The 20,134-nt window shown below is 69.7% G+C and carries 22 protein-coding genes and 1 tRNA gene; 10 read left to right on the forward strand and 13 right to left on the reverse strand.

What is annotated here, in order from left to right:
- Nucleotides 1-21: 21 nt before the first annotated feature.
- A complete protein-coding gene (metK, locus tag LOZ83_RS09325; protein WP_308190201.1) occupies nt 22-1,200 on the reverse strand; it encodes a methionine adenosyltransferase in 1,179 nt (392 codons plus the stop codon).
- Between the two features lie 144 nt (nt 1,201-1,344).
- Between metK and LOZ83_RS09330 the strand changes: the two genes are divergently transcribed.
- Nucleotides 1,345-1,581 (forward strand): hypothetical protein, encoded by a 237-nt coding sequence (locus tag LOZ83_RS09330; RefSeq protein ID WP_236789924.1) that lies wholly within the window; start codon nt 1,345-1,347, stop codon nt 1,579-1,581.
- On the opposite strand, the gene LOZ83_RS09335 is transcribed toward LOZ83_RS09330, so the two are convergent.
- The 4 genes from LOZ83_RS09335 to LOZ83_RS09350 all read right to left on the reverse strand — a co-directional run bounded on the left by LOZ83_RS09335 (nt 1,575) and on the right by LOZ83_RS09350 (nt 5,421).
- Nucleotides 1,575-3,959 (reverse strand): endonuclease/exonuclease/phosphatase family protein, encoded by a 2,385-nt coding sequence (locus LOZ83_RS09335; protein ID WP_374202656.1) that lies wholly within the window; start codon nt 3,957-3,959, stop codon nt 1,575-1,577. The genes LOZ83_RS09330 and LOZ83_RS09335 overlap by 7 nt on opposite strands.
- 407 nt (nt 3,960-4,366) lie before the next feature.
- Nucleotides 4,367-4,456 (reverse strand) — tRNA-Ser (locus tag LOZ83_RS09340).
- Nucleotides 4,457-4,481: 25 nt separating this feature from the next.
- Nucleotides 4,482-4,940: a nucleoside deaminase gene (locus LOZ83_RS09345; protein ID WP_236789925.1), complete on the reverse strand. Its 459-nt coding sequence runs from the start codon at nt 4,938-4,940 to the stop codon at nt 4,482-4,484.
- Nucleotides 4,933-5,421, reverse strand: a complete 489-nt coding sequence (locus LOZ83_RS09350; RefSeq protein ID WP_236789927.1) for a tRNA adenosine deaminase-associated protein — start codon at nt 5,419-5,421, stop codon at nt 4,933-4,935. Before LOZ83_RS09350 ends, LOZ83_RS09345 begins: the two co-directional genes overlap by 8 nt.
- Before the next feature lie 48 nt (nt 5,422-5,469).
- Between LOZ83_RS09350 and LOZ83_RS09355 the strand changes: the two genes are divergently transcribed.
- Complete coding sequence (locus tag LOZ83_RS09355) at nt 5,470-6,723, forward strand: M20 family metallopeptidase (RefSeq protein WP_236789928.1); 1,254 nt, start codon at nt 5,470-5,472, stop codon at nt 6,721-6,723.
- Between the two features lie 21 nt (nt 6,724-6,744).
- Nucleotides 6,745-7,698: a prephenate dehydrogenase gene (locus LOZ83_RS09360; protein ID WP_236790743.1), complete on the forward strand. Its 954-nt coding sequence runs from the start codon at nt 6,745-6,747 to the stop codon at nt 7,696-7,698.
- Nucleotide 7,699: 1 nt separating this feature from the next.
- Here the strand turns inward: LOZ83_RS09360 and LOZ83_RS09365 are convergent, their stop codons facing one another.
- Nucleotides 7,700-7,954, reverse strand: a complete 255-nt coding sequence (locus tag LOZ83_RS09365) for an antitoxin (protein WP_374202644.1) — start codon at nt 7,952-7,954, stop codon at nt 7,700-7,702.
- Between the two features lie 24 nt (nt 7,955-7,978).
- Between LOZ83_RS09365 and LOZ83_RS09370 the strand changes: the two genes are divergently transcribed.
- Both LOZ83_RS09370 and LOZ83_RS09375 read left to right on the forward strand, forming a co-directional pair.
- The gene (locus LOZ83_RS09370) at nt 7,979-8,419 is read left to right on the forward strand and encodes an SRPBCC family protein (RefSeq protein ID WP_236789930.1); all 441 of its coding nucleotides are present in this window, start codon (nt 7,979-7,981) and stop codon (nt 8,417-8,419) included.
- A 75-nt stretch (nt 8,420-8,494) separates the two neighbouring features.
- Nucleotides 8,495-9,232: a polysaccharide deacetylase family protein gene (locus LOZ83_RS09375; RefSeq protein ID WP_236789932.1), complete on the forward strand. Its 738-nt coding sequence runs from the start codon at nt 8,495-8,497 to the stop codon at nt 9,230-9,232.
- Here the strand turns inward: LOZ83_RS09375 and LOZ83_RS09380 are convergent.
- The 5 genes from LOZ83_RS09380 to LOZ83_RS09400 all read right to left on the reverse strand — a co-directional run bounded on the left by LOZ83_RS09380 (nt 9,229) and on the right by LOZ83_RS09400 (nt 15,214).
- A complete protein-coding gene (locus tag LOZ83_RS09380; RefSeq protein ID WP_255823647.1) occupies nt 9,229-11,622 on the reverse strand; it encodes a CHAT domain-containing tetratricopeptide repeat protein in 2,394 nt (797 codons plus the stop codon). The genes LOZ83_RS09375 and LOZ83_RS09380 overlap by 4 nt on opposite strands.
- Before the next feature lie 243 nt (nt 11,623-11,865).
- Nucleotides 11,866-12,345 carry a carboxypeptidase regulatory-like domain-containing protein gene (locus LOZ83_RS09385; protein ID WP_236789935.1) on the reverse strand — a complete coding sequence of 160 codons (480 nt, stop codon included), beginning with the start codon at nt 12,343-12,345 and terminating at the stop codon, nt 11,866-11,868.
- Nucleotides 12,342-12,947: an RNA polymerase sigma factor gene (locus LOZ83_RS09390; protein ID WP_236789936.1), complete on the reverse strand. Its 606-nt coding sequence runs from the start codon at nt 12,945-12,947 to the stop codon at nt 12,342-12,344. The genes LOZ83_RS09385 and LOZ83_RS09390 overlap by 4 nt, the downstream gene beginning before the upstream one ends.
- A 291-nt stretch (nt 12,948-13,238) precedes the next feature.
- On the reverse strand, nt 13,239-13,682 hold the full coding sequence (locus LOZ83_RS09395) for a hypothetical protein (protein WP_236789937.1): 444 nt from the start codon (nt 13,680-13,682) through the stop codon (nt 13,239-13,241).
- A gap of 383 nt (nt 13,683-14,065) precedes the next feature.
- The gene (locus tag LOZ83_RS09400) at nt 14,066-15,214 is read right to left on the reverse strand and encodes a C1 family peptidase (protein WP_236789938.1); all 1,149 of its coding nucleotides are present in this window, start codon (nt 15,212-15,214) and stop codon (nt 14,066-14,068) included.
- A gap of 210 nt (nt 15,215-15,424) precedes the next feature.
- On the opposite strand from LOZ83_RS09400, the gene LOZ83_RS09405 reads away from it, so the two are divergent.
- A complete protein-coding gene (locus LOZ83_RS09405) occupies nt 15,425-15,601 on the forward strand; it encodes a hypothetical protein (RefSeq protein WP_236789939.1) in 177 nt (58 codons plus the stop codon).
- Nucleotides 15,601-15,723, forward strand: a complete 123-nt coding sequence (locus LOZ83_RS39730) for a hypothetical protein (RefSeq protein ID WP_255823476.1) — start codon at nt 15,601-15,603, stop codon at nt 15,721-15,723. The genes LOZ83_RS09405 and LOZ83_RS39730 overlap by 1 nt, the downstream gene beginning before the upstream one ends.
- On the opposite strand, the gene LOZ83_RS09410 is transcribed toward LOZ83_RS39730, so the two are convergent.
- Nucleotides 15,720-16,355 carry an NAD(P)-dependent oxidoreductase gene (locus LOZ83_RS09410; RefSeq protein WP_236789940.1) on the reverse strand — a complete coding sequence of 212 codons (636 nt, stop codon included), beginning with the start codon at nt 16,353-16,355 and terminating at the stop codon, nt 15,720-15,722. The two genes, LOZ83_RS39730 and LOZ83_RS09410, sit on opposite strands and share 4 nt — an antisense overlap.
- 88 nt (nt 16,356-16,443) lie before the next feature.
- Here LOZ83_RS09410 and LOZ83_RS09415 point away from each other — a divergent pair, with 88 nt between their 5' ends.
- A complete protein-coding gene (locus LOZ83_RS09415; protein ID WP_236789942.1) occupies nt 16,444-17,007 on the forward strand; it encodes a TetR/AcrR family transcriptional regulator in 564 nt (187 codons plus the stop codon).
- Here LOZ83_RS09415 and LOZ83_RS09420 read toward each other — a convergent pair.
- Complete coding sequence (locus tag LOZ83_RS09420) at nt 16,991-17,482, reverse strand: GbsR/MarR family transcriptional regulator (protein ID WP_236789943.1); 492 nt, start codon at nt 17,480-17,482, stop codon at nt 16,991-16,993. The genes LOZ83_RS09415 and LOZ83_RS09420 overlap by 17 nt on opposite strands.
- A 93-nt stretch (nt 17,483-17,575) precedes the next feature.
- Here LOZ83_RS09420 and LOZ83_RS09425 point away from each other — a divergent pair, with 93 nt between their 5' ends.
- Complete coding sequence (locus tag LOZ83_RS09425) at nt 17,576-18,472, forward strand: ABC transporter ATP-binding protein (protein WP_236789945.1); 897 nt, start codon at nt 17,576-17,578, stop codon at nt 18,470-18,472.
- Entirely contained in the window at nt 18,469-20,064 is a 1,596-nt protein-coding gene (locus LOZ83_RS09430) for an ABC transporter permease (RefSeq protein ID WP_236789947.1), read from the forward strand. Before LOZ83_RS09425 ends, LOZ83_RS09430 begins: the two co-directional genes overlap by 4 nt.
- Nucleotides 20,065-20,134 lie beyond the last annotated feature (70 nt).

Below are 20,134 nucleotides of genomic sequence, written 5' to 3' on the forward strand. Positions count from 1 at the left end.
CGGCCACGAACCCGAAGTGAGCTACGCCAGGTCCTTCAGCGCCGCCGCCCGATCGGTGCGTTCCCACGGCAGATCCAGATCGTCGCGACCGAAATGGCCGTACGAAGCGGTTTGCGCGTAGATCGGGCGCAGCAGGTCCAGGTCCCGGATGATCGCCGCCGGGCGCAGGTCGAACACCTCGCCGATCACGGTCTGGATCTTCGCCGGGGAAACCTGTTCGGTACCAAAGGTTTCCACGAACAGCCCGACCGGGGCTGCTTGCCCGATCGCATACGCCACCTGGATCTCGACCCGCTCCGCGAGACCCGCGGCGACCACGTTCTTCGCGACCCACCGCATCGCGTACGCCGCCGAACGATCCACTTTGGACGGATCCTTGCCGGAGAACGCGCCGCCGCCGTGCCGGGCCATCCCGCCGTAGGTGTCGACGATGATCTTCCGGCCGGTCAGGCCCGCGTCGCCCATCGGGCCACCAACGACGAACCGGCCGGTCGGGTTGATCAGGATCTTCGGGTCCTCGGCGGCCAGTCCGAGCGAGGCGATCTCGGGCGCGATCACGTGCTCGCGCAGGTCGTGCGCCAGCATCGTGTCCAGGTCGATGCCCTCCGCGTGCTGGCTGGAGATCACCACCGTGTCCAGCCGCACCGGCCGGTCCCCGGCGTATTCGATGGTCACCTGCGTCTTGCCGTCGGGGCGCAGGTATGGCACGGTGCCGTTCTTGCGCACGGCCGTCAACCGGCGCGACAACCGGTGCGCCAGCGCAATCGGCAACGGCATCAGCTCCGGCGTGTCCGAGCACGCGTAGCCGAACATCAGGCCCTGGTCGCCCGCGCCCTGCCGGTCGAGCTCGTCCAGCGTGTCGTCCACGCGGGACACGCCCTGGGCGATATCGGGCGATTGCGCACCAATCGCGACGTTCACCCCGCACGAGTGACCGTCGAAGCCCTTCGCCGACTGGTCGTAGCCGATGTCCAGGATCTTCTCCCGGACCAGCGTCGGAACGTCCACATAGGCCTCGGTCGTCACCTCACCGGCGACGTGCACCTGTCCCGTCGTGATCAGCGACTCGACCGCCACCCGGCTCCGGGGATCGGCGGCCAGCAACGCGTCCAGGATCGTGTCGCTGATCGCGTCGCACATCTTGTCGGGATGTCCCTCGGTCACCGACTCACTGGTGAACAATCGCCGGTCTGCGTGCACGGTGCCGTCTCCTCGGTCGTGGGTGCTGTTGCTCGAAGGTCGGCCGTGGCGCGCAGTTGTTACACCTCCCACCTACCGGACGGTTCCGCGGAACCACGGCGGTGCTCCGTCCGTCGTAGCCGCTGAAGTGGAAGGGGGACGTCGATGGAGCGCGAGCGAAAACCGCTGCCCCGGCGCCGGCAACGCGAGCCGCGCATCACCGTCGCGGAGGACGACTGGGGTCTGGTCGAGGTCGGGGTGACCAGAACCGGTGAGATCGTCGAGGTCGCGATCAACACGGCGCTCGCCACCGAGGTCGAACTCACCGACCTCGCCGAGGCGATGCTGCAGGCGGCCCGGGCCGCTCAGCACCGGGCCACCTCCTTGCGCTCCGTTCAGTGACAGGGGCGGAACCGGATGATCTGCGGATCGTGATCGGACGCCTGCGTGGCGAACTCGGCGTTGATGTGCACGACGTCGTAGTCCACGCCGCGCGGGTCCGCGGTCAGGATGTGGTCGAGCACCTGCGAGTTGCCCTCGAAGACGTAGCTGTAGCGCTCGCGGGCGGGCAGCGTGTTGATCAGGTCCGTCAGCTTGCCGCCCTGGGTGAGCGTTTGCAGCGCCGGTGAGAACTGGTAGTCGTTCAGGTCCCCGGCCACGATCACGTTGGCGTTGTGGTCGGCGGCCAGCAGCTGGTCGACGAAGCCGCGCAGCACCTGCGCCTGCTTTCCGCGCTGCACCTCGGAACTGCGCGTCGGCGGCTGGAAGCGGCCGTGCGTCGGCTGGTCGCCGCCCTTGGAGTTGAAGTGGTTGGCGATCACGAACACGGTGCGGCCGCGGAAGACGAACTCACCGGCCAGCGGTTTGCGGCTGTCCTGCCACGCGTCGTTGGCCGGGTCGACCCGGCCGGGCGAGATGGACAGGTGCGCCTTGTTGTGGTCCTTGACGACGGACACCGCGGTGGTCGCGTCACCGCCCGGACGGTCTACAAAGGACACGCGCTTCGGGTTGAACAGGAAGCCGACGCGGATGTTCCCGCCCGGCTCACCGCCGTCCTTGCCTTCCTGCGGGTCGATCTCGCGCCACTGGTAGCTCGGGCCGCCGGCCGCGACGATCGCGTCGGTGAACCGCTTCAGCGTCTGGTCGGCGGCGACCAGCCCGTCGCCGTTGCCGTCCGCGCCGTTGTTGTCCTGGATCTCCTCCAGGGTCACGACGTCCGGCGAGGCGAGGTTGTCGACGATGCCGTGCGCCAGCTGGTCGAACTTGTCCTGAGTGTCCACAGCGGACAGGTTCTCGACGTTGTAGGTCGCCACCGCCAGCTCGTCCGGACGCTGCTTGCGGGTGACCTCCTTGGTGATTCCTCCACTGTGGACATCACCGAGGACGTTGGCCTGCAGCGTGTAGCCGCCGAACGAGTCGTACTCGATGGGGCCGGAGGTGACGCCGGTCAGCTCGTCGCCGGTGTTGACCGTCGGGAAAGGACGCTGCGCGAAGGGGATCAGCGACTCGACCTTCAGCACGCCCGTGTTGGGGTCGTTGTAGGCCGTGTAGAGCGTGCCGCCGCGCTTGGTCGGGTTCTCGTCGGGCTTCGTCGTCACGTACAGCTCGTTGAAGGAGTTGCTCGGGCCGACGACGCGCGCGTTGCTGATGCTGACCGTTTCGCCCTCGTGCGCTTCCCAGAAGTCGAGGGAGTACTTGGCCGGCTCCAGCGGGAGGCTCTCGGTGTTGCCGCCCACCTGGGGGGCGAGGCTGTCCGGCACGGTGTTCGGGGTGATCACGGTCGGCGCGGGGACGGGGTTCCCGCTCGACTGGATCGTCCACTGTGGACCGGTCAGCTCCGTGGTCGACTGGTAGATCGAGTTGGTCGGGCTGTCCGGGTAGAACTCGGAGACGGTGCCGGTCACGGTGACCGCATCGCCCACGGCGACCGCCGGGGTGGTGGACCCGGTGAAGACCTGCAGGCCCTCGCTGGTGCGCGGGTCGTTGTCGGGCTGGGGGTCGGTGATCCAGAAGCCACGGGCCGAGCCGAACGCGCGGATCGCGGTGACGATGCCCGTGACACCGGTGACCTTCTGGCCCTTCAACGGCGAGATCCGGGTCGTGCCCTGGATGTCGTGGACCTTCGCGGCGACCGGCGGGGTGCCGCCGCCGGGAGTCTCGCCCTTGCTGTTGGTGGGTGAGGGCTCGCCGGCGGTGAAGTCGGCCGCGTTGTCGTCGGTGTCGGCGCCGGTGCGGGAGACCGAGGTGGTGTTGCTCGCGGCCGGGGCCGGGTTGGCTTCGCGGACGGTCGCGGCGCCGTACCCGACGAGATCGTGGATCGACGCGTCGGCGGTGCAGTCGGCGGCGGTGAGGCAGGTCAGCGCGGTGGTGGCGTGCACGAGTGCGACCGTTCCGGCGCCCGCGGCCATCGCGATGGCGCCGGTCGCGTCGGGGGTCGGCAACGAGACGGTGCCACCCGATCCGGTGGACTCGGCGACGAGGTAGCGCGTGCCCGGCGCGACGCTGCCGGCCAGCGGCGTGACCTGCCACTTGCTGGAGGCGCTCGGCGAGGCGGGCAGGTACTGCACGCTCCAGCCGTCGAGGCTCACCGCGGCGGCGCCGGCGTTGTTCAACTCGATGAAGTCGCTGGTCAGCGTGGCTCCGGAGTTGCCGCCACCGCCGTAGACCTCGCCGATGAGCACGTCGGTGCTCGGCGCGGCCAGCGCGGTGGAAGTGGAAGCGACCAGTCCGGCGGCGGCCACGAAGGCGAGCACACCTACTCTTCGAGAGATCACGCTCAGTTCCCCTCAGTCTCGATCAGTCGAGGCATCCTCCCTCGGACTGGTGAGACAGGGGCAGACCAAACCGTAACAACTGGTAACGGTTGGGTTGTCGCGGGTTAAAAGGCCTTTCGCCGGGAGCCCCGGCAACGGTGGGATTTGAACCCACGGACGCGTTCAACCGTCACATGATTTCGAGTCCCGATCCAAGCCGTTCGAACCTCGTCAGACCTACGCTGACGTGCGGTCTTAGCCGCTGGTGCGAGCGGGGAAGGAGCTGGCGGCCTGGACCTGATCGACGTACTTGACGACGGTCGTCACGACATGCGGCCGGGGCCCACGTCAGAGGGTGGCGCGGCGTCGTCTGAAACAAAACGACAGAACGCCCGTCCCTGCTCAACCCAGGGGCGGACGTTCTGCCTGCTCAATGGCGGTAGCGGTGGGATTTGAACCCACGGACGGGATCAACCGTCACACGATTTCGAGTCGTGCTCCTTCGGCCGCTCGGACACGCTACCGTGGGCCAGCGTACTGCACGGACTTTCACGGAGAGCCATCGCCCCGGTGCCGGGTGAAGAACGCGTCGAGCAGTGTGGCGCATTCCGTTTCGAGCACGCCACCCACGACCTCGGGCCGGTGGTTGAGCCGCCGGTCCCGCACCACATCCCACAGTGAACCGACCGCACCCGTCCGCGGCTCCCAGGCGCCGAACACCAGCCGCGACACGCGGGCGAGCACCAGGGCGCCGGCGCACATCGTGCACGGCTCGACCGTCACCGCGAGCGTGCAGCCTTCGAGCCGCCAGCCGTCACCGTGCACCCGCGCCGCTTCGCGGAGGGCCAGCACCTCGGCGTGCGCCGTCGGATCGCCGAGCTCCTCACGCGCGTTGTGCGCGGACGCGAGCAAATCCCCGCCAGGCCCGAAGACGGCGGCACCGATCGGCACGTCCGGACCGGCTTCACGGGCCGCGGCTAGAGCGACGCGGACCAGATCGTCATCCATCAGCCTCGTCGAGCAACGCCCCGAACTCGTCGGCGAACCCGCAGCGCTGCGCGATCATCTGCAACTGCTCGTCCGGATAGAGATCCTCTTCACCGGCGATCACCTCGAGCTCGGGCGCGGGCAGGCCCACGTCCGCCAGGATCTCCAGATCGCCCTCCGGCCAGATCGCGTCGTCGGCGTCCTCCGGGAAGTCGACCCGGAGCACATCGAGCACGTCCGCGGCGATGTCGTAGTCCAGCGCCGCCGACGCGTCCGAGAGCAGCAACGACGGGCCCCGCGGGCTCGGCCGGACGATCACGAAGAACTCGTCGTCCACCGCCAGCAGTGCGAACACCGCCCCGGTCGAACGCAGCTTCCCCAGTGCCGTGATCGCCGCGTCCAGATTCGTCAGCGCGTCGGTGTCCAACGCGCCGCACCGCCATCTGCCGTCCTCCCGGACAACAGCCACGGCCAGCCCCGCGACCGGCTCCTTCACCGACATGCGCACACCGTATACCTGCCCCGACGGAACATGGGTCAGTATCGACCTATGACGGGACCCACCGAGTTGCCCTCGCTGCCCGACGCCCGCTTCGCCGGCTTGCTCGCCGAGGCACGCGCACTGCAGGCGACCACAGTCGAACTGCGGCGCGAAATCCACCGCCACCCGGAACGCGGTCTCCACCTGCCGCGCACCCAGGCGGCGATCCGGCGCGCACTGGCCGATCTGCCGCTGGAGATCCAGCTCGGCAAGTCGACCACTTCGGTCACCGCCATCCTGCGCGGCGCCCGGCCCGGGCCGTCGGTGCTGTTGCGCGGGGACATGGACGCGCTCCCCCTGCACGAGGACACCGGGCTGGAGTTCGCTTCACTCGAACCGGGCGCGATGCACGCCTGCGGTCACGACACGCACGTCGCGATGCTCGCGTCGGCGGCACGGCTGCTCACGGCGCACGTGAGCGAGCTCGCCGGATCGGTCGTGTTCATGTTCCAGCCCGGCGAGGAGGGCTTCCACGGCGCGCGGCACATGATCCACGAGGGTGTGCTGGACGCGGCGGGCGACCGTGTCGAGCGGGCGTTCGGGCTGCATGTGTCGACCAACATCGCCTCCGGCCAGCTGCGGACCCGGCCCGGTTCGATCATGGCCTCGGTGGACAACTTCTTCGTGCGCGTGATCGGCAAGGGCGGCCACGGTTCCGCGCCGTACCAGGCGATCGACCCGATACCGGCCGCGGCGGCGATGGTCGGCGCACTGCAGACGATGATCACCCGGCGGGTCGACGTGTTCGATCCGGCGGTGCTGTCGGTGACCCGCATCGTCAGCGGCACCACGACCAACATCATTCCCGAGGAGGCCAACCTCGAAGGCACTTTCCGGACCCAGTCGGAGGCCAGCCGGGCGCTGCTCCGCGACGAGCTGCCGAAGGTGTGCGAGGCGATCGGCACGGCGCACGGCTGCCGCGTCCAGGTCGACATCGAACCCGGCTACCCGGTGACCGTGAACGACGCGGTGGAGGCGCGGCGGGTGCTCGACCTAGGCCGCGAGGTGCTGGGCGCCGACCAGTCCGTCCCGATGCCCGCGCCGCAGATGGGCGGCGAGGACTTTTCCTATGTGCTGCAACGGGTTTCCGGCGCCTTCGCGTTCCTCGGCGTCTGTCCACCCGACACCGCGCCGGAAGACGCCGCGTCGAACCACTCCAACCGGGTGCTGCACGACGAAAGCGCTTTCCCCGCGGGTGTCGCGATGTACGCCGCGTACGCGATGGACGCGTTGCGCGCGCCGGTGCGACCACTGGCAGGATGACGCCCCGTGCGTGACGTATGCGTGATCGGACTGGGGTTGATCGGCGGCTCGCTGCTGCGCGCGGCCTCCGCGGCAGGGCGCGAGGTCTGGGGCGCGACCGCCTCGGAAGCCGACGCCACCTCGGCCGCGGCCGAGGGTTTCGACGTCTCCACCGACGTCGAAGCGGCCCTCGAACGAGCCGCCGCGCAGGACGCTCTCGTCGTGCTCGCGGTGCCGCTCACGGTGATCGACGAGGTGCTCCGCCAGGTCGGTCGCTGTGCGCCGCGGTGCCTGCTGACCGACGTCGCGAGCGTCAAGTCGTCCGTGCTGAGGGCGGCGCGCTCGTTCGCACCCGAGACCCGGTTCGTCGGTGGGCATCCGATGGCCGGCACGGCCGAGTCGGGCTGGCGGGCGGGCAACGCGGCCCTGTTCGGCGGCGCGGCGTGGGTCACGTGCGTCGAGGCGGACACGGATCTCGCGGCCTGGGCCGAGGTGTCGCGGCTGGCCCTGGACGTCGGCGCGCATGTCGTGCCGCTCACCGCGGACGCGCACGACGAAGCCGTCGCGCGGATCTCACACCTGCCGCACCTGCTGGCGGCGGTGCTCGCGACCATCGGCGCGCAGGGCGGGCCGGTGCCGCTGGCGCTGGCCGCCGGGTCCTACACCGACGCGACGCGGGTCGCGAACACGCGGCCGGAACTGGTGCGTGCGATGACCGAGGGCAACCGTGACGCGCTGTTGCCCGTGCTCGACGACGCGCTCGGCCGGCTCGGCGCGATGCGCGGCTCGCTCGCCTCGACCGGCGGCCTGGCGGCCACGATCAACGCGGGTCATGACGGCGCGCAAGCGCTTGCTCAGGCTCGTGGCACGACGCCGACCGGGGTGCGAGTGAACCTGAGCGCCCCCGACGCGCGCGACGGGCTGCGTGCGCTCGGCGAACGCGGCGGCCGGATCACCTCGATCACCGACGACACGGCGATCGGCGAGGTCGCCTGAGCTACGGCTGCGCCGGACCCGGGCCGTCCCGGTGCGGATCGGTCCCGCCCTGGCTCTTGTGCAGCAGGTCCTTCGCCTTGTTGCTCACGTTGTCGATCTTGTCGGAATGCTGGCCGAGCTTGGACTTGGCGAACCCGCTCGCCTTGTCGATCCCGTGCTCGATCTTCTCCGCGTTCTGGCCCAGCGCGTCCTGAGCCTTTTTCTTGATCTCATCGAAGTTGATGCCCATGGCACCATCGAACACCGAATCGGACACCAGCGCACCGCGAGAAGGGCACAGATGTCACCGAAGACGTTTTCGTTCGAGGTCAACCGCACCAGCACCGCACCGCCGGGCATCCTGTTCCGGCTCGAAACCGATGGCGCGCGCTGGTCGGACTGGGCGAAACCGCTCCGGTCGAGCTGGGCGCGGTGGGCCGATCCGGTGGGCGGCGTCGGCGCGATCCGCCGCGTCGGGCTGTTCCCGGTGATCATGTACGAGGAGACCATCGAGTACGAACAGGACCGGCGCCACGTCTACACGCTCGTCCGCCGGACTCCGGTGCACGACTACCGCGGTGAGGTGACCTTCACCCCGAACGCGGCGGGTGGCACCGACCTGCGCTGGCGGGGTTCGTTCGGGGAGCGGTTCCCGGGCACCGGTCCGGTCATGCGGCGGTTCCTGCTGACGGTGATCACGATCATCTCGCGGCAGCTGGTGCGGGCCGCCGAACGCGACTGAGATCACGCCCGGGTAGGTGCAACACGAACGTTCCCCGCCACGACTTGATTGTGGTTCGAGAAAGGGGAACGCGGGATGACCCGAGGCGCCATCGCCGCCACGCTCGCGCTGGTGGTCTTGACGAGTGCCTGCACGCCCCGAGTCGACGCGGCGGTCGTGCCCACTGAAGCGCCCGTGGTCGTACCGCCGACGACTCAGCCGTTCGAGCAGGTCCGGCAGACGGCCGGGCCGGTCGTCGACGGGAAGGTGCCGCAGGTGCGGCGGATCGCGGTGACCGAGCCGTTCGTGTTCCTCACGATCGACGACGGCGCGGTGCCGGACCCGGACGCGCCGCGGCTGATCCGCGAATCGGGCGTGCGCCCCGTGTTGTTCCTCAACGAGATGTACGTGCGGGGGCACGAGGACTACTTCCGGCAGGTGCTCGCGGCGGGCGCGACACTCGGCGACCACACCGTGAACCATCCCGATCTGCGCGGGAAACCGCTGGCGTTCCAGCAAAAGGAGATCTGCGACGACGCCGATGAGCTGGCCCGCGGGCTCGGCGTCCGGCCGGTGCTCTTCCGGCCGCCGTTCGGCTCGTGGGACGAGAACACGTTGAAGGCAGCGGCGAACTGCGGGATGCGCGTGAGCGTCCTGTGGACGGCGTCGGTGAACGACGGCCGGGTCGACTTCCAGGACGGAAAGCGCTTACAGGCCGGGGACATCGTGCTCATGCACTTCCGCAAGACGTTCGCGGAGGATTTCGCGGCGTTCGTGAATCAGTCCAAAAAGGATGGTCTGACTCCGGTGTCGCTGACCGATTTCCTCGGCTAACCCGCGCCGAGGCACAGGAACGGCCGGCGCAGGGGGTCGGCCGCGATCGCCTCCGCCAGGGCCAGCGCCGGGGAAATACCCTTCGCCAGCAAGCGATGCAGGTCGGTCATCGCCTGCGCGGCGGCTTGGTCACCAACCCGCGCGATCGCACCGACGATCGTGCGCGAGCCGCCCGCGAGGAGGGCGCCCGCGAAGCCCAGGGCCTCCTCGCCCGGCCGGATGTGGCTCATCGCCAGCTCACACGCCGCGAGCACGACCCGTTCCGGCGGCCGCCGCAAGCGGGTGGTTTCGTGCGCGAAAAGTGGCCCGTCGACCAGATCCAGCCGGGAGAACAACGCGTTGGCCGGCTCGTGCGCGCCATGCGCGACCAAGTGCGCCAGGGCTGAACCGTCCAGCGCCGCCAGCACCGTCGCACTCGTCGCGCCCTCGCCGTCGACCAGCCGCGCCTGCGGGTACACCGAACGCAGTTCCCGCACTTCACCGATCGCGCCCGGCACACCCGGCCCACCGACGAGCACCACCGGCTCCGTCTCGACCTGGGTCGCCGCGCTGCGCCACGCGGTCGCCGACGGAGCGACCGACAGCGGGCGCCCGCGCAGCGACGGCAAAGCCGCCCACGGCAACGCGTACAGCGGCCCGAACGGCACGACCACGAGCTCCCGGTCCCCGATCGCGTCCGCGAGCGGCTCCACCAGCAGCCGGTCGAGCAGCCGCGCGCGTTTCTCCGCCGACTGCGTCACCGCGGCGACCAGCGGCGCCGGCAACTGGTCGGGCGCGAGCACGTTCAGGTCCGCGTGCAGCTGCCTGGTGATCTCGACCGTTTCCTCGAGCGGGCCGAGGGGAACGAGCCGGAACCGGCCGTCCCGCACGACGAGCGCGGAGAGCCTGTCGCCGTACCCGGTCAGGCTCACCAGCACGCGATCGCCGAGCGCGGCCGCCACCTCGTCCGGAGTCGCGACCGGGCGCGGCCGGCCCCAGGGGCTGGTGTACCAGCCGAGCCTGCCCGCTTCCCGCTGCAGCCGGCGGTAGCGTTGCTCCAATGTGGACACGCTCTTGCCCTCGAGCCGGTTCTGCTGGGCGATGCGCTGCACGTGCCGCATTTCCGTGATCAGCCGGGCCAGCACGGGATCGGCGATCTCGGGCAGCGGCTCGTACCGGTAGACCTGCGCCCGAGTGCGCTCCTGCCAGGCGAAAACCCTTCTGGCGCCGGCGTTTCCGCGCGCCCGGCCGAGTACCAGCCCGGTCGCGAGGCTACCCAGCTCCTGCCCGTGCACGGCCGTACCGCACACCAGGTCCAGACCACCCATCCGGTCGCGGACCCGGCTCAGCTCGACGAAACCGGCGCGCGCCTGCGCGAGCGCCGCGCGTGAATTCCCTTGTGCCACCGCGAGTTCCGCGCGGCACAGGCGCAGCAGCATCACGTGGTCGATCGGGGTGGTCTGCCGCGGGTTCGGGATCCGCGCGAGCATTTCCCCGGCGGCTTCGACCGCGCCACGGCGCAGGTTCAGCCGCACCGCGAGCAGCCGGGCCACGGACGCCTCGTCGCGCAGGCCCAGTTCCGCCAGGCGGGCGGCCTGCTCGGCGAGCTGCACCGGCAACCGGGCGGGTGGGCGCCGTTCGGAGTCCAGCGCCTCGGTCGCGGTCGCGCGCAGCTTGGCGAGCGCGGCGACCTCGGCCCATCTTTCGTTGCCACGACGGAGGAATCTGCGGTGTGCGCCGGTGGCCAGGCGCCGCGCGAGCGGGAAATCCCGTTCGAGGATCGCGGCGGCGGCGCGCGCCACCTCGGCTTCGGCCACGTCCTGGATCGCGCGGTTGCGGCGGAGTTCCGGCAGTGCCTCGTCCAGCTGCCGCGCCGCTTCCTCGGCGAGCCCCGCGGTCAGCAGCGCGCGCCCTTGGTCCAGCCGCAGCCGCGGCAGCCAGCCCGGGCTCTCCGCCTCGTAGCTGCGCGCGGCCTGCTCGTAGTAGTGCAGGGCCGCCGGGATATCACCGACCAGTTGCGACTGGTCACCGAAATTATGCCGCGCCTTGCCTTCGATCCGGGTCAGCCCGTGCCGCTCGGCAAGATCTATGCAGCGGCGCAGATCGGAAAGTGCGGCATCCGGCGTGTTGAGGTTCATGTGGACAAGCGCGCGGTTCATCAGGTTGCGCGACAAGGGAAGCGCGTTCTCCTCGGCGTCGCTCTCGAGCACCGGGATGATTTCGTCGAACAGCTGGAGCGCTTCGGTGAACCGGCCGATCCGGCTGAACACCAGGGCCCGCTGCGCGCCGATGACCGCGCTGAGCATTCGCGACTCGGCGTTTTCGGGCAGCAGTCCCGGCAATGCGGCGGCGTCGTCGAGGTGGCCTAGACCAGTTGTCGCCGAACCGACCTCGGCTTCGGCCATCGCCATGCTGATGAGGATCCGGGCCCGCAGCCGCACCCAGTCCGGTTCGGCGCGGGGGCCGGCGGAATCCAGCAGTTTCAGCGCCCGGCCCAGCAGGCGGACGGCCTCCACGTTCAGCAGATTCCCGGACGCGTCAGCCGCCTTGACATGCAGCCGCGCCACGCGTGCGAGAACGCGTTCCAGTTCGCGGGGGCCTGCCACGGTAACTATCTGAGCACACCGCGCCGCAGGGGTATACAGCCGGTGAGGTCAGAGCACGACGGCCGGCGTGACTACGGTGCGTCGACTGGCCGCGCCGCCGACCGAAATGACGATCTGCGTGGTCCCCCGGGGCACACTGTCGAGTACGAACCGGCCGCCTTCGTCGGACACTGTGGACGACGAACCGTGCCCGGCGACGCGCACCTCGACCCCGTGCTCACCGGCCGGCACCAGCCAGCCGTCGATCCGGTGCACCTGGCCCACCTTGGTCAGGTTGATCATCACGGTCAGATCGCTCACGGTGAAGGTGATCGTGCCCTGATCCACGCTGCTGCGGACACCGGCGAGCTGGCCGGCCCGCTCCCACCGGGCCACCTCGACGTCGATGTTCTCCAGCTCCAATGCGAACTGGACCCGTTCGACGAGCCCGTCCGGAGGTGAATCACAGGCCGCGAGCACGCGGCCAAGGTCCGCCAGCAAGGCTTCGTCGCTGGGATGCGCCTCCTCCGGCACCTGTATCTCGTTCATGCGCTGCCCCCTTCGATGTCCAGCAGTTCGCGCATCGTCTTCAGACAGCGGCCTCGGTTGGGCCCGATACTGCCGCGCGGCATCTGTAATGCCTCGGCGACAACCCGGTACTCCGCGCGTCCGGCGAGCACCGTGAGCCGCAGCAGTTCCTGACACCGCTGCGGAAGCTTGCCGAACGCCGCCCAGATATCGCGATCCCGCTCGGTGCGCAGCGCCTCGGCTTCGGGCGCGGGCAACGTACTGGGCACGGTTTCGGCCATTTCGTCGGTCAGTGGGACGGGGGGTTGCTTGCGGCCGTTGGCGCGTTGCGCCTCGTGCCGGGCGGTGGTGACCAGCCAGCCCGCGAGCGCCTTGGGCTCGCGCAGTTTTTGGAGGTGGCTCAGCAAGGCGAGCCACACCGTCTGCACGACGTCCTCGGCGGTGTGCCTGTCCAGGCCGTGGCCGCGCGCGACGTTCCACACCAGTGGTGTCAGCTCCGCGACCAGCCGGTCGAGGCCCCGTTTGTCACCTTCACGGGCGGCGTGCAGGCATGCTTCGAACAGCTCCGGGCCGCGCAGACCCTCCCAGGGAGGACCCGCTTCGGCGGTGTCGACGTCCGTCACACCATTCGCCCCCGCTCTCCGTGGCTCTCCTCGCCATGACGCCCGCAGTATCCCGCCTACGTCGTATGAGAGAAGCCTCGCCGCCGTCAGATACAAACACCACCCATTTGGCGTAGTGTCGTCCGTCACATACAGCACCGGCCGGTGCCGACGACTGTCGACACCGGCCGGGCTCCCCCTTACTGCCGGTGGCCCTCCCCGTGGCCACCACACCCCGTGGTCGTCCCCCTCGACGACCACCGGAAGGTGACGGCCGGCGGCCCCCTCGGCTGCCGGCCGTCACCAGCTCAGTCAGACCAGCAACTGGTCGATCTGGCCGAACGCGTTCTCGTGGAAGGAGACGGTGAGCCCGTTCGCCTTCGCCAGCACCGCGAGCCCGGTCAGCGGGCTGCGGCCGGTCTCGACCGCCGCGAGCTGCTTCCAGCCCAGCCCCGCGACGAAGACCCACACGCCGGGACGGCCGCTGGAGGACCACAGCTGCGTGATCACGCGGTTGCGGATCCACAGGCCGGTGGCCACCGGCATGGCGCCGTTGCCGGTGTGCGGCTGCGGCCCGGGCCGCGGCGGGGTGTTGGGATCCCAGGCACCGGCCGGGACCGGTGGCGTGTTCGGGTCCCACGCACCGGTGGGCGGAGGCGTGTTGGGGTCCCAAGCGCCCGTGGGCGGAGGCGTGTTGGGGTCCCACGCGCCAGTCGGCGGAGGCGTGTTGGGGTCCCACGCGCCAGTCGGCGCCACAGGCGGCGGGGTATTCGGGTCCCACGCACCCGTCGGCGCCACAGGCGGCGGAGTGTTCGGGTCCCACGCACCGGTCGGTGCGACAGGCGGCGGGGTATTCGGATCCCAAGCACCCGTCGGCGCCACAGGCGGCGGAGTGTTCGGGTCCCACGCACCCGTCGGCGCGACAGGCGGCGGAGTATTCGGATCCCACGCACCAGTGGGCGCCGCAGGTGGCGGCTTGTTCGGATCCCAGGCACCGGTCGGCGCCGGCGGCGGGGTGTTCGGGTCCCACGCGCCGGTGGGCGCACCGGCATGGACGGTTTCGGGCTCTTCTTCCGGGCCGGTGTCCGGGTTCTGGGTCTCGCTCGCGGTCATCGCTGCAGCTCCCCTTGCTCACACGATCAGTAGATGGTCTGGACCATTAGTAACTCGTCGTTCACGACATACGGCAGGACGGGGTAGCCACCTGCCCGGGCGTCGGCGAGCAGCGCGAACTGGTTCGTCCCGCTCGCCCCCGCGGAGAGCCGGGTCCACCCCAGGTCCTCCAGGAACGCCCATCCGCCCGCGTCCCGCGCCGACGCGAACAGGCCGAGCGCGCGTTGCGGCGGTAGCCATGCGCGCAAGGTCGTGCCAATGCAACCGATGGTGGTCGGCCGTTCCTCCGGATAGTCCTCGATGTACGACTCGCCGTACGCGATCCGGAAGTAGCCTTCCTCGCCCCAGCCCGTGCCCCACGAGTTCTTCCCGATCCAGCAGCCCTGATCGTCGTCCCAGCCGACGAGCGCGACGCAGTGCCCGCCCTTGGTCTCGTCGGTGGTGTGCCGGTAGACGCCGCTGGTGTAGTGAAAGAAGTCTTCGTAGACCACCATGCAGGTGGTGACCGGTCCGTGCCCGTAGATGTGGTGCTTGATCCCCGACGGATCCCGGGTCAGGTCGACCATCTGTTCCGCATGGACGACGCGGTTGCGCCAGTTCGGGTTCAAGTGCCCGGCACCGGTGTCGGTGTAGGGCCAGTAATCCTCGAACGTGACACCGTTCGCCACGCAGTCGCCCAGCAGATCGTCCGGCCAGGTGCCGTCCTCCCCGCTCAGCTGTTTCTGCGTGGCCTGCCCGAAATAGAGGTGCGCTTCGGACAGGTCCAGGTCCAGCCGCGCCGCCCGCCGCGCGTAGGCAGCGGTCCCCTCCAGCACGGCGATGACCCCGAACGCGGTGCACGAACCGCGCTCCCCCTGGTCCTTGACGGGCGTGGTGTAGTCGCCGTCGCGGGTGCGCCGCAGGTCGAACGACCGCGGCAGCCTCTCGGTCGGCGCGTGCCTGCCGGTGCACTTCTGCCCGGCGGTCCCGAGCGCGGCCTCGGCCATCTGCCCGGGCAACTCCACCCGGGCCTCGACCGCGGCCGCGCTCGGGGCCGGCACCCCCAGCCGCACCGCACGCGACCGGCCCCCCAACCTGCTCAGCAAGGTCTCCCCTACTTGCCACGGATCCCCAAGCGTGGCAAGGGAATCGCGGATCGCCGCGATCTCCTCTTCGCATGAGCTTTCGGAGCTCACCTGAGTTCCTCCATCGGGGGGTGTGTTCAACCAACGCTCCCTATGACGCATGAGGCGGCGTTCCAGATACACACCGGCAGAGTTTTTTTGGAACCCCCTGCTCGGGCGCCGGTACTTTCACCCGTTCGGCCCAGCATCCGCCTACCCGGGGTGGTCCGGCGTCCGGTTTGTTCAAGCGCCTGCCGTCACCCTTCGGGCACACTTCGCCACATGATGATCATGACGTGCCGAACCGTCGGCATCAGCATCGACCGGCCCTGCGCCGAGGTTTACCACTTCCTTGCACAGCCGGATAATTTCGCGCAGTGGGCGTCCGGTGTGGACACCACCGCGAAGATGACCACCACGCCGCCCACCTACCCGATTGACAGGACGTGTAGGTACTGATGGGCGTCGTGGGCAACGGATCCGGCGCCGAGGTGCTGTTCGCCCGGTTCCGCCTGCCGCGCATGGACGCCGAGACGGTGCTGAAGGATCTCCGCGCCCTGAAAGGACTTCTCGAGTCCTAGCCGTTGGCCACGGAGACGGCCTTGCCGATCAACGCATCGTCGGCGGCCGCGCGCAAGAGGTAGTCGGCGAGGTTGGCCCGTGAGATGGAGAAGCTGCCGCGTACGTTTCGCCCGATGCTGCTCGCGATCCGGCCGGTGTGCGGGCCTCCGGTCAGCCGCGGCGGGCGGACGATCGTCCATTGCAGACGGCTCGCGACCACCCCGTCCTCCATGGCCTGCATGTCCAGGTAACCCTCGCGCAGCACCCGGATCAGGATCGGCTTGACGATCCGGCGGGTGAACACGCCGTCGCCTTCGGTGTGCATCCCGCTGTTGCTGACCACCAGCAACCGCCGCACGCCTGCGGTGTCCATGGCGGACATGACGCTCGCGGCGCCATCGCGGCAGACCGTGGTGGGACCGCGACCGCGCGGCCCGAGCGCGGACACCACCACCTCGCGACCGCTGACCGCCGCGATCAGCTCCGCAGGCTCGAAAACGTTGGCGCGGAAGACTTCCAGCTGTTCGTGATCGGGCACCTCGAGCCGCGCCGGGTCACGGACGACGGCGGTCACCTGATGCCCCAGCGCCAGCGCCTGGCGCACCACTTCGACACCCGTACCACCGGTCGCGCCGAAAACGGTGAGCTTCATGATTCCCTCCCGGTTAGTGTTCACTCACCAGTTATAGTTAGTGAGCATTCACCCACTCGTCAACCGACAGCTGAGAAGGGACTCAGGATTGGGCACCCGGGACGAAATCCTCGCGGCGGCGCGGCGGATCATGCGCGAGCGTGGCTACGCACGCGCCACGACCAAGGAGATCGCGCGTGCGGCGGGCTATTCGGAAGCCGCGCTGTACAAGCACTTCACGGACAAGACCGAGATCTTCCTCGGCGTCCTGTCGGAACAACTGCCTGCGTTCGGCACTCTGCTCACCGCGCTCGAAGCCGGCACGGGCACGGTGCGGGGAAACCTGACCAAGGTCGCCCGCACGGCGCTGGACTTCTATCTCGAAGGCTTCCCGATCTCCGCGTCGCTCTTCTCGTCGCGAGAATTGCTGAGCGCGCATCGAGACGCTATGCGCGAACTCGGTACCGGGCCACGTTATCCACAGCGAGCGCTGAGTCAGTACCTACGCGCGGAACAGCGGCTCGGCCGGCTGCCGCGGGCGAGTGACGCCGAGACGATCGCCGCACTGTTACTCGGGGCCTGCTTCCAGCAGGCGTTCCTGCTCTCCTTCGACGGCGAGCCGGTGGCCGACCTCAACGCGCTGGCGAGAAGACTCGTCAAGACCCTTCTTTAGTCAACCGCCGGGTCCGCCAGCGTTCGACCATCTTCGGCATCTCCTCGGCCAAGTACGCGAAGAAGTCGTACGTCTCCTTCAGTCGCTCGCCCGCCGGGCTCTCCGCGCCGACGGCCTGGATCCCGTCCGCCAGCGAGCTCAGCAGGTGCTGGTAGCGCTTGTCCTGGCTGCTCACCATTTCGTACCAGTAGTCGGTGCGGACGATGAAGATGTCCCGCCGCCCCCCTGGTTTCCGGGCGCGCCGCACGAGCCCGATCTGGTCCAGATACCGCACCGCGCCCGACACCGCGGCGGGGCTGATCTTCAGGATCTCGGTCAGCTCCCGCGCGGTGAGGTGCCCTTCGGGACTCGCGAGTCCGGCGGCCAGGACGCGGGACGGCATGCGCGGCATCCCGGCCTCGGTGAGCCATTGCGCGAACTCCTCCACGAAGCGCAGGGTGGCCTCGTCGAGGGGTGCGGCGGGGTCGGTCGACATCTGATCATCCTCTCGCATCCACCTACAGCCTTCACTCTTTATTGATATTTTCCTAACTTCACAAGTTTGTGAAACAAGTGTAGCTTCCGAGCCATGGACAACGCCATCTCCATCTCCGGCCTGCACAAGTCGTTCGGAGCGACGAAGGCTCTCGACGGCCTCGATCTGGAGGTCGCCACGGGCGAGGTGCACGGCTTCCTCGGCCCCAACGGCGCCGGCAAGTCGACCACGGTGCGGGTCCTGCTGGGCCTGCTGCGCGGCGACGCCGGCCAGGTCCGGCTGCTCGGCGGCGACCCGTGGCGCGACGCCGCGGCCCTGCATCGCCGCCTCGCCTACGTCCCCGGGGACGTCAACCTCTGGCCCAACCTCTCCGGCGGCGAGGTCATCGATCTGCTCGGGCGGCTGCGCGGCGGGCTCGACCCGCGCCGGCGCAAGGACCTCATCGAGCGCTTCGACCTCGACCCGAAGAAGAAGGGCCGCACCTACTCCAAGGGCAACCGGCAGAAGGTCGCCATCGTGGCGGCGCTGTCGTCGCAGGTGGACCTGCTGCTGCTCGACGAGCCGACCTCGGGGCTCGACCCGCTGATGGAAGCCACCTTCCAGGATGCCATCCAGGAGGAACGCGAGCAGGGCCGCACGGTGTTGCTGTCGAGCCACATCCTGGCCGAGGTCGAGGCGCTGTGCGACCGGGTGAGCATCATCCGCAACGGGCGCACCGTCGAGACCGGCACCCTGGGCGACCTGCGGCATCTCACCCGCACGTCGATCACCGCCGAGCTCGCCGGGCATCCGAACGGGCTGTCGAGCCTGCCCGACGTGCACGACCTGAAGGTCGAAGGCAACCGGGTGCGGTTCGACGTCGAGACGCACTCGCTCGACAAGGTGCTGCGGCAGCTGACCGAGGTCGGCGTGCGCAGCCTCACCAGCCAGCCGCCGACGCTCGAGGAGCTGTTCCTCCGGCACTACCAGACCGAAGCGGGTGTGCGATGAACCCGTTCGTGGGCACCGGGCACCTGATGCGGCTCGCGCTGCGGCGCGACCGGGTCGTGGTGCCGATCTGGGCGGTGCTCATCGGTGTCATCCCGGCCGCGTCCGCCGGGAGCTACGACACCTTCTATCCCGACGCCGCCAGCCGCGCCTCGCTCACCGCCGGCGCGAGCAGCAACCCGTCGGTCGCGCTGTTGTACGGCCCGGCGTTCGACCTGTCCACCGCGGGCGGGTTCACGGCGTGGCGTTTCTGCACGTTCCTCGCCCTGTTCATCGCGCTGGCCTGCATCTTCACCGTCACCCGGCACACTCGCCAGGAGGAGGAGACCGGCCGCCAGGAACTGCTGTCCTCGGGGGTCATCGGCCGGTACACCGCGCTCACGGCCGCGCTGCTCGTGTCCGGTTTGGCCTCCCTCGTGACGGGGTTGATCGCGATCGCGTCGCTGGTCGCCTCGGGCCTGCCCACGGCCGGTTCCATCGCTTTCGGGCTCGGCATCGTGCTGACCGGGTGGGTGTTCACCGGGGTTTCGGCCGTCACCGTGCAGCTCGTCGAGTACTCGCGCACGGCCAACGGGCTGGCGTGCGCGGTGCTCGGCGTGGCGTTCCTGCTGCGCGGGGTCGGCGACTCGGCGAAAGACGTCAGCTGGCTGTCGTGGATTTCGCCGCTCGGCTGGTCCGCGCAGATGCGCCCGTACGCGGGTGAACGCTGGTGGGTGCTGGCCATGCCGCTCGCGACGACGGTGGTGCTGTGCGGTGTCGCCTACTGGCTGCTGCCGCGGCGTGACGTCGGGCTGAGCGTCTTCCCGGCGCGTCCCGGTCCCGCGACCGCGTCGCCGCGGCTGCGGTCACCGCTCGGGTTGGCCTGGCGGTTGCACCGCGGCCTGCTGATCGGCTGGATCGCCGGGTTCGCCGTCTCCGGTGCGCTGTTCGGCGCGCTGGCCAGCGGGATCGGCGGGCTGGTCGGTAACAGCGAGCAGGTGCGGGAGTCGTTCGAGCGGCTGGGTGGCTCGGCCGGGCTGGTCGACGCCTACGTCGCCGCGATCGCGGGCATCGCCGGCATGATCGCCGCCGTGTTCGCGGTGCAGGCGAACCTGCGGATGCGCGGCGAGGAGACGGCGGTCAGGCTCGAACCGCTGCTGGCCACCCGGGTGCGGCGCCTTCAGTGGGCCGGGAGCCACCTGGTGTTCTCACTGCTCGGCAGCGCGCTGCTACTCGCCGTCTTCGGCACGTTCGCCGGGCTGCTGCACGGGTTGCGCATCAGCAACGTGAGCGGCGAGGTACCGCCGGTGCTGGGCGCGACGATGGCGCAACTGCCCGCGGTCTGGGTGGTCGCGGGACTTTCCATGCTGCTGTTCGGTTTCCTGCCGAAATACATGAGTGTGAGCTGGTCGGTGGCGTCGCTTTCGCTGGCGATCGCGCTGTACGGCCCGGTGCTGCGGCTGCCGCAGCCGGTGCTGGACATCTCGCCATTCACGCACGTGCCGAAGCTGCCGAGCGCGCCGCTCACCGCGACGCCCATACTCTGGCTGACCGGAATCGCACTGGTCACCCTGGTCGCCGGATTGGCAGGTTTCCGGCGGCGGGATATCGGGTAACCGCCACCGGGGGCAAGGAGAAGCCCGGGCTACGTCGGGGGGCCCGGGCTTCTTTCCGGTACAGCTGTAG

Source organism: Amycolatopsis sp. GM8 (genome assembly GCF_021653975.1).
GTDB lineage: Bacteria > Actinomycetota > Actinomycetes > Mycobacteriales > Pseudonocardiaceae > Amycolatopsis_E.

What these genes read in the sequence shown, in the direction of transcription:
- LOZ83_RS09330 (WP_236789924.1), top strand. Translation starts at nt 1,345, where the DNA reads ATGGAGCGCGAGCGAAAACCGCTGCCCCGGCGCCGGCAACGCGAGCCG.
- LOZ83_RS09345 (WP_236789925.1), bottom strand. Translation starts at nt 4,940, where the DNA reads ATGGATGACGATCTGGTCCGCGTCGCTCTAGCCGCGGCCCGTGAAGCC.
- LOZ83_RS09350 (WP_236789927.1), bottom strand. Translation starts at nt 5,421, where the DNA reads ATGTCGGTGAAGGAGCCGGTCGCGGGGCTGGCCGTGGCTGTTGTCCGG.
- LOZ83_RS09355 (WP_236789928.1), top strand. Translation starts at nt 5,470, where the DNA reads ATGACGGGACCCACCGAGTTGCCCTCGCTGCCCGACGCCCGCTTCGCC.
- LOZ83_RS09370 (WP_236789930.1), top strand. Translation starts at nt 7,979, where the DNA reads ATGTCACCGAAGACGTTTTCGTTCGAGGTCAACCGCACCAGCACCGCA.
- LOZ83_RS09375 (WP_236789932.1), top strand. Translation starts at nt 8,495, where the DNA reads ATGACCCGAGGCGCCATCGCCGCCACGCTCGCGCTGGTGGTCTTGACG.
- LOZ83_RS09380 (WP_255823647.1), bottom strand. Translation starts at nt 11,622, where the DNA reads ATGGCGATGGCCGAAGCCGAGGTCGGTTCGGCGACAACTGGTCTAGGC.
- LOZ83_RS09385 (WP_236789935.1), bottom strand. Translation starts at nt 12,345, where the DNA reads ATGAACGAGATACAGGTGCCGGAGGAGGCGCATCCCAGCGACGAAGCC.
- LOZ83_RS09405 (WP_236789939.1), top strand. Translation starts at nt 15,425, where the DNA reads ATGATGATCATGACGTGCCGAACCGTCGGCATCAGCATCGACCGGCCC.
- LOZ83_RS39730 (WP_255823476.1), top strand. Translation starts at nt 15,601, where the DNA reads ATGGGCGTCGTGGGCAACGGATCCGGCGCCGAGGTGCTGTTCGCCCGG.
- LOZ83_RS09410 (WP_236789940.1), bottom strand. Translation starts at nt 16,355, where the DNA reads ATGAAGCTCACCGTTTTCGGCGCGACCGGTGGTACGGGTGTCGAAGTG.
- LOZ83_RS09420 (WP_236789943.1), bottom strand. Translation starts at nt 17,482, where the DNA reads ATGTCGACCGACCCCGCCGCACCCCTCGACGAGGCCACCCTGCGCTTC.
- LOZ83_RS09425 (WP_236789945.1), top strand. Translation starts at nt 17,576, where the DNA reads ATGGACAACGCCATCTCCATCTCCGGCCTGCACAAGTCGTTCGGAGCG.
- LOZ83_RS09430 (WP_236789947.1), top strand. Translation starts at nt 18,469, where the DNA reads ATGAACCCGTTCGTGGGCACCGGGCACCTGATGCGGCTCGCGCTGCGG.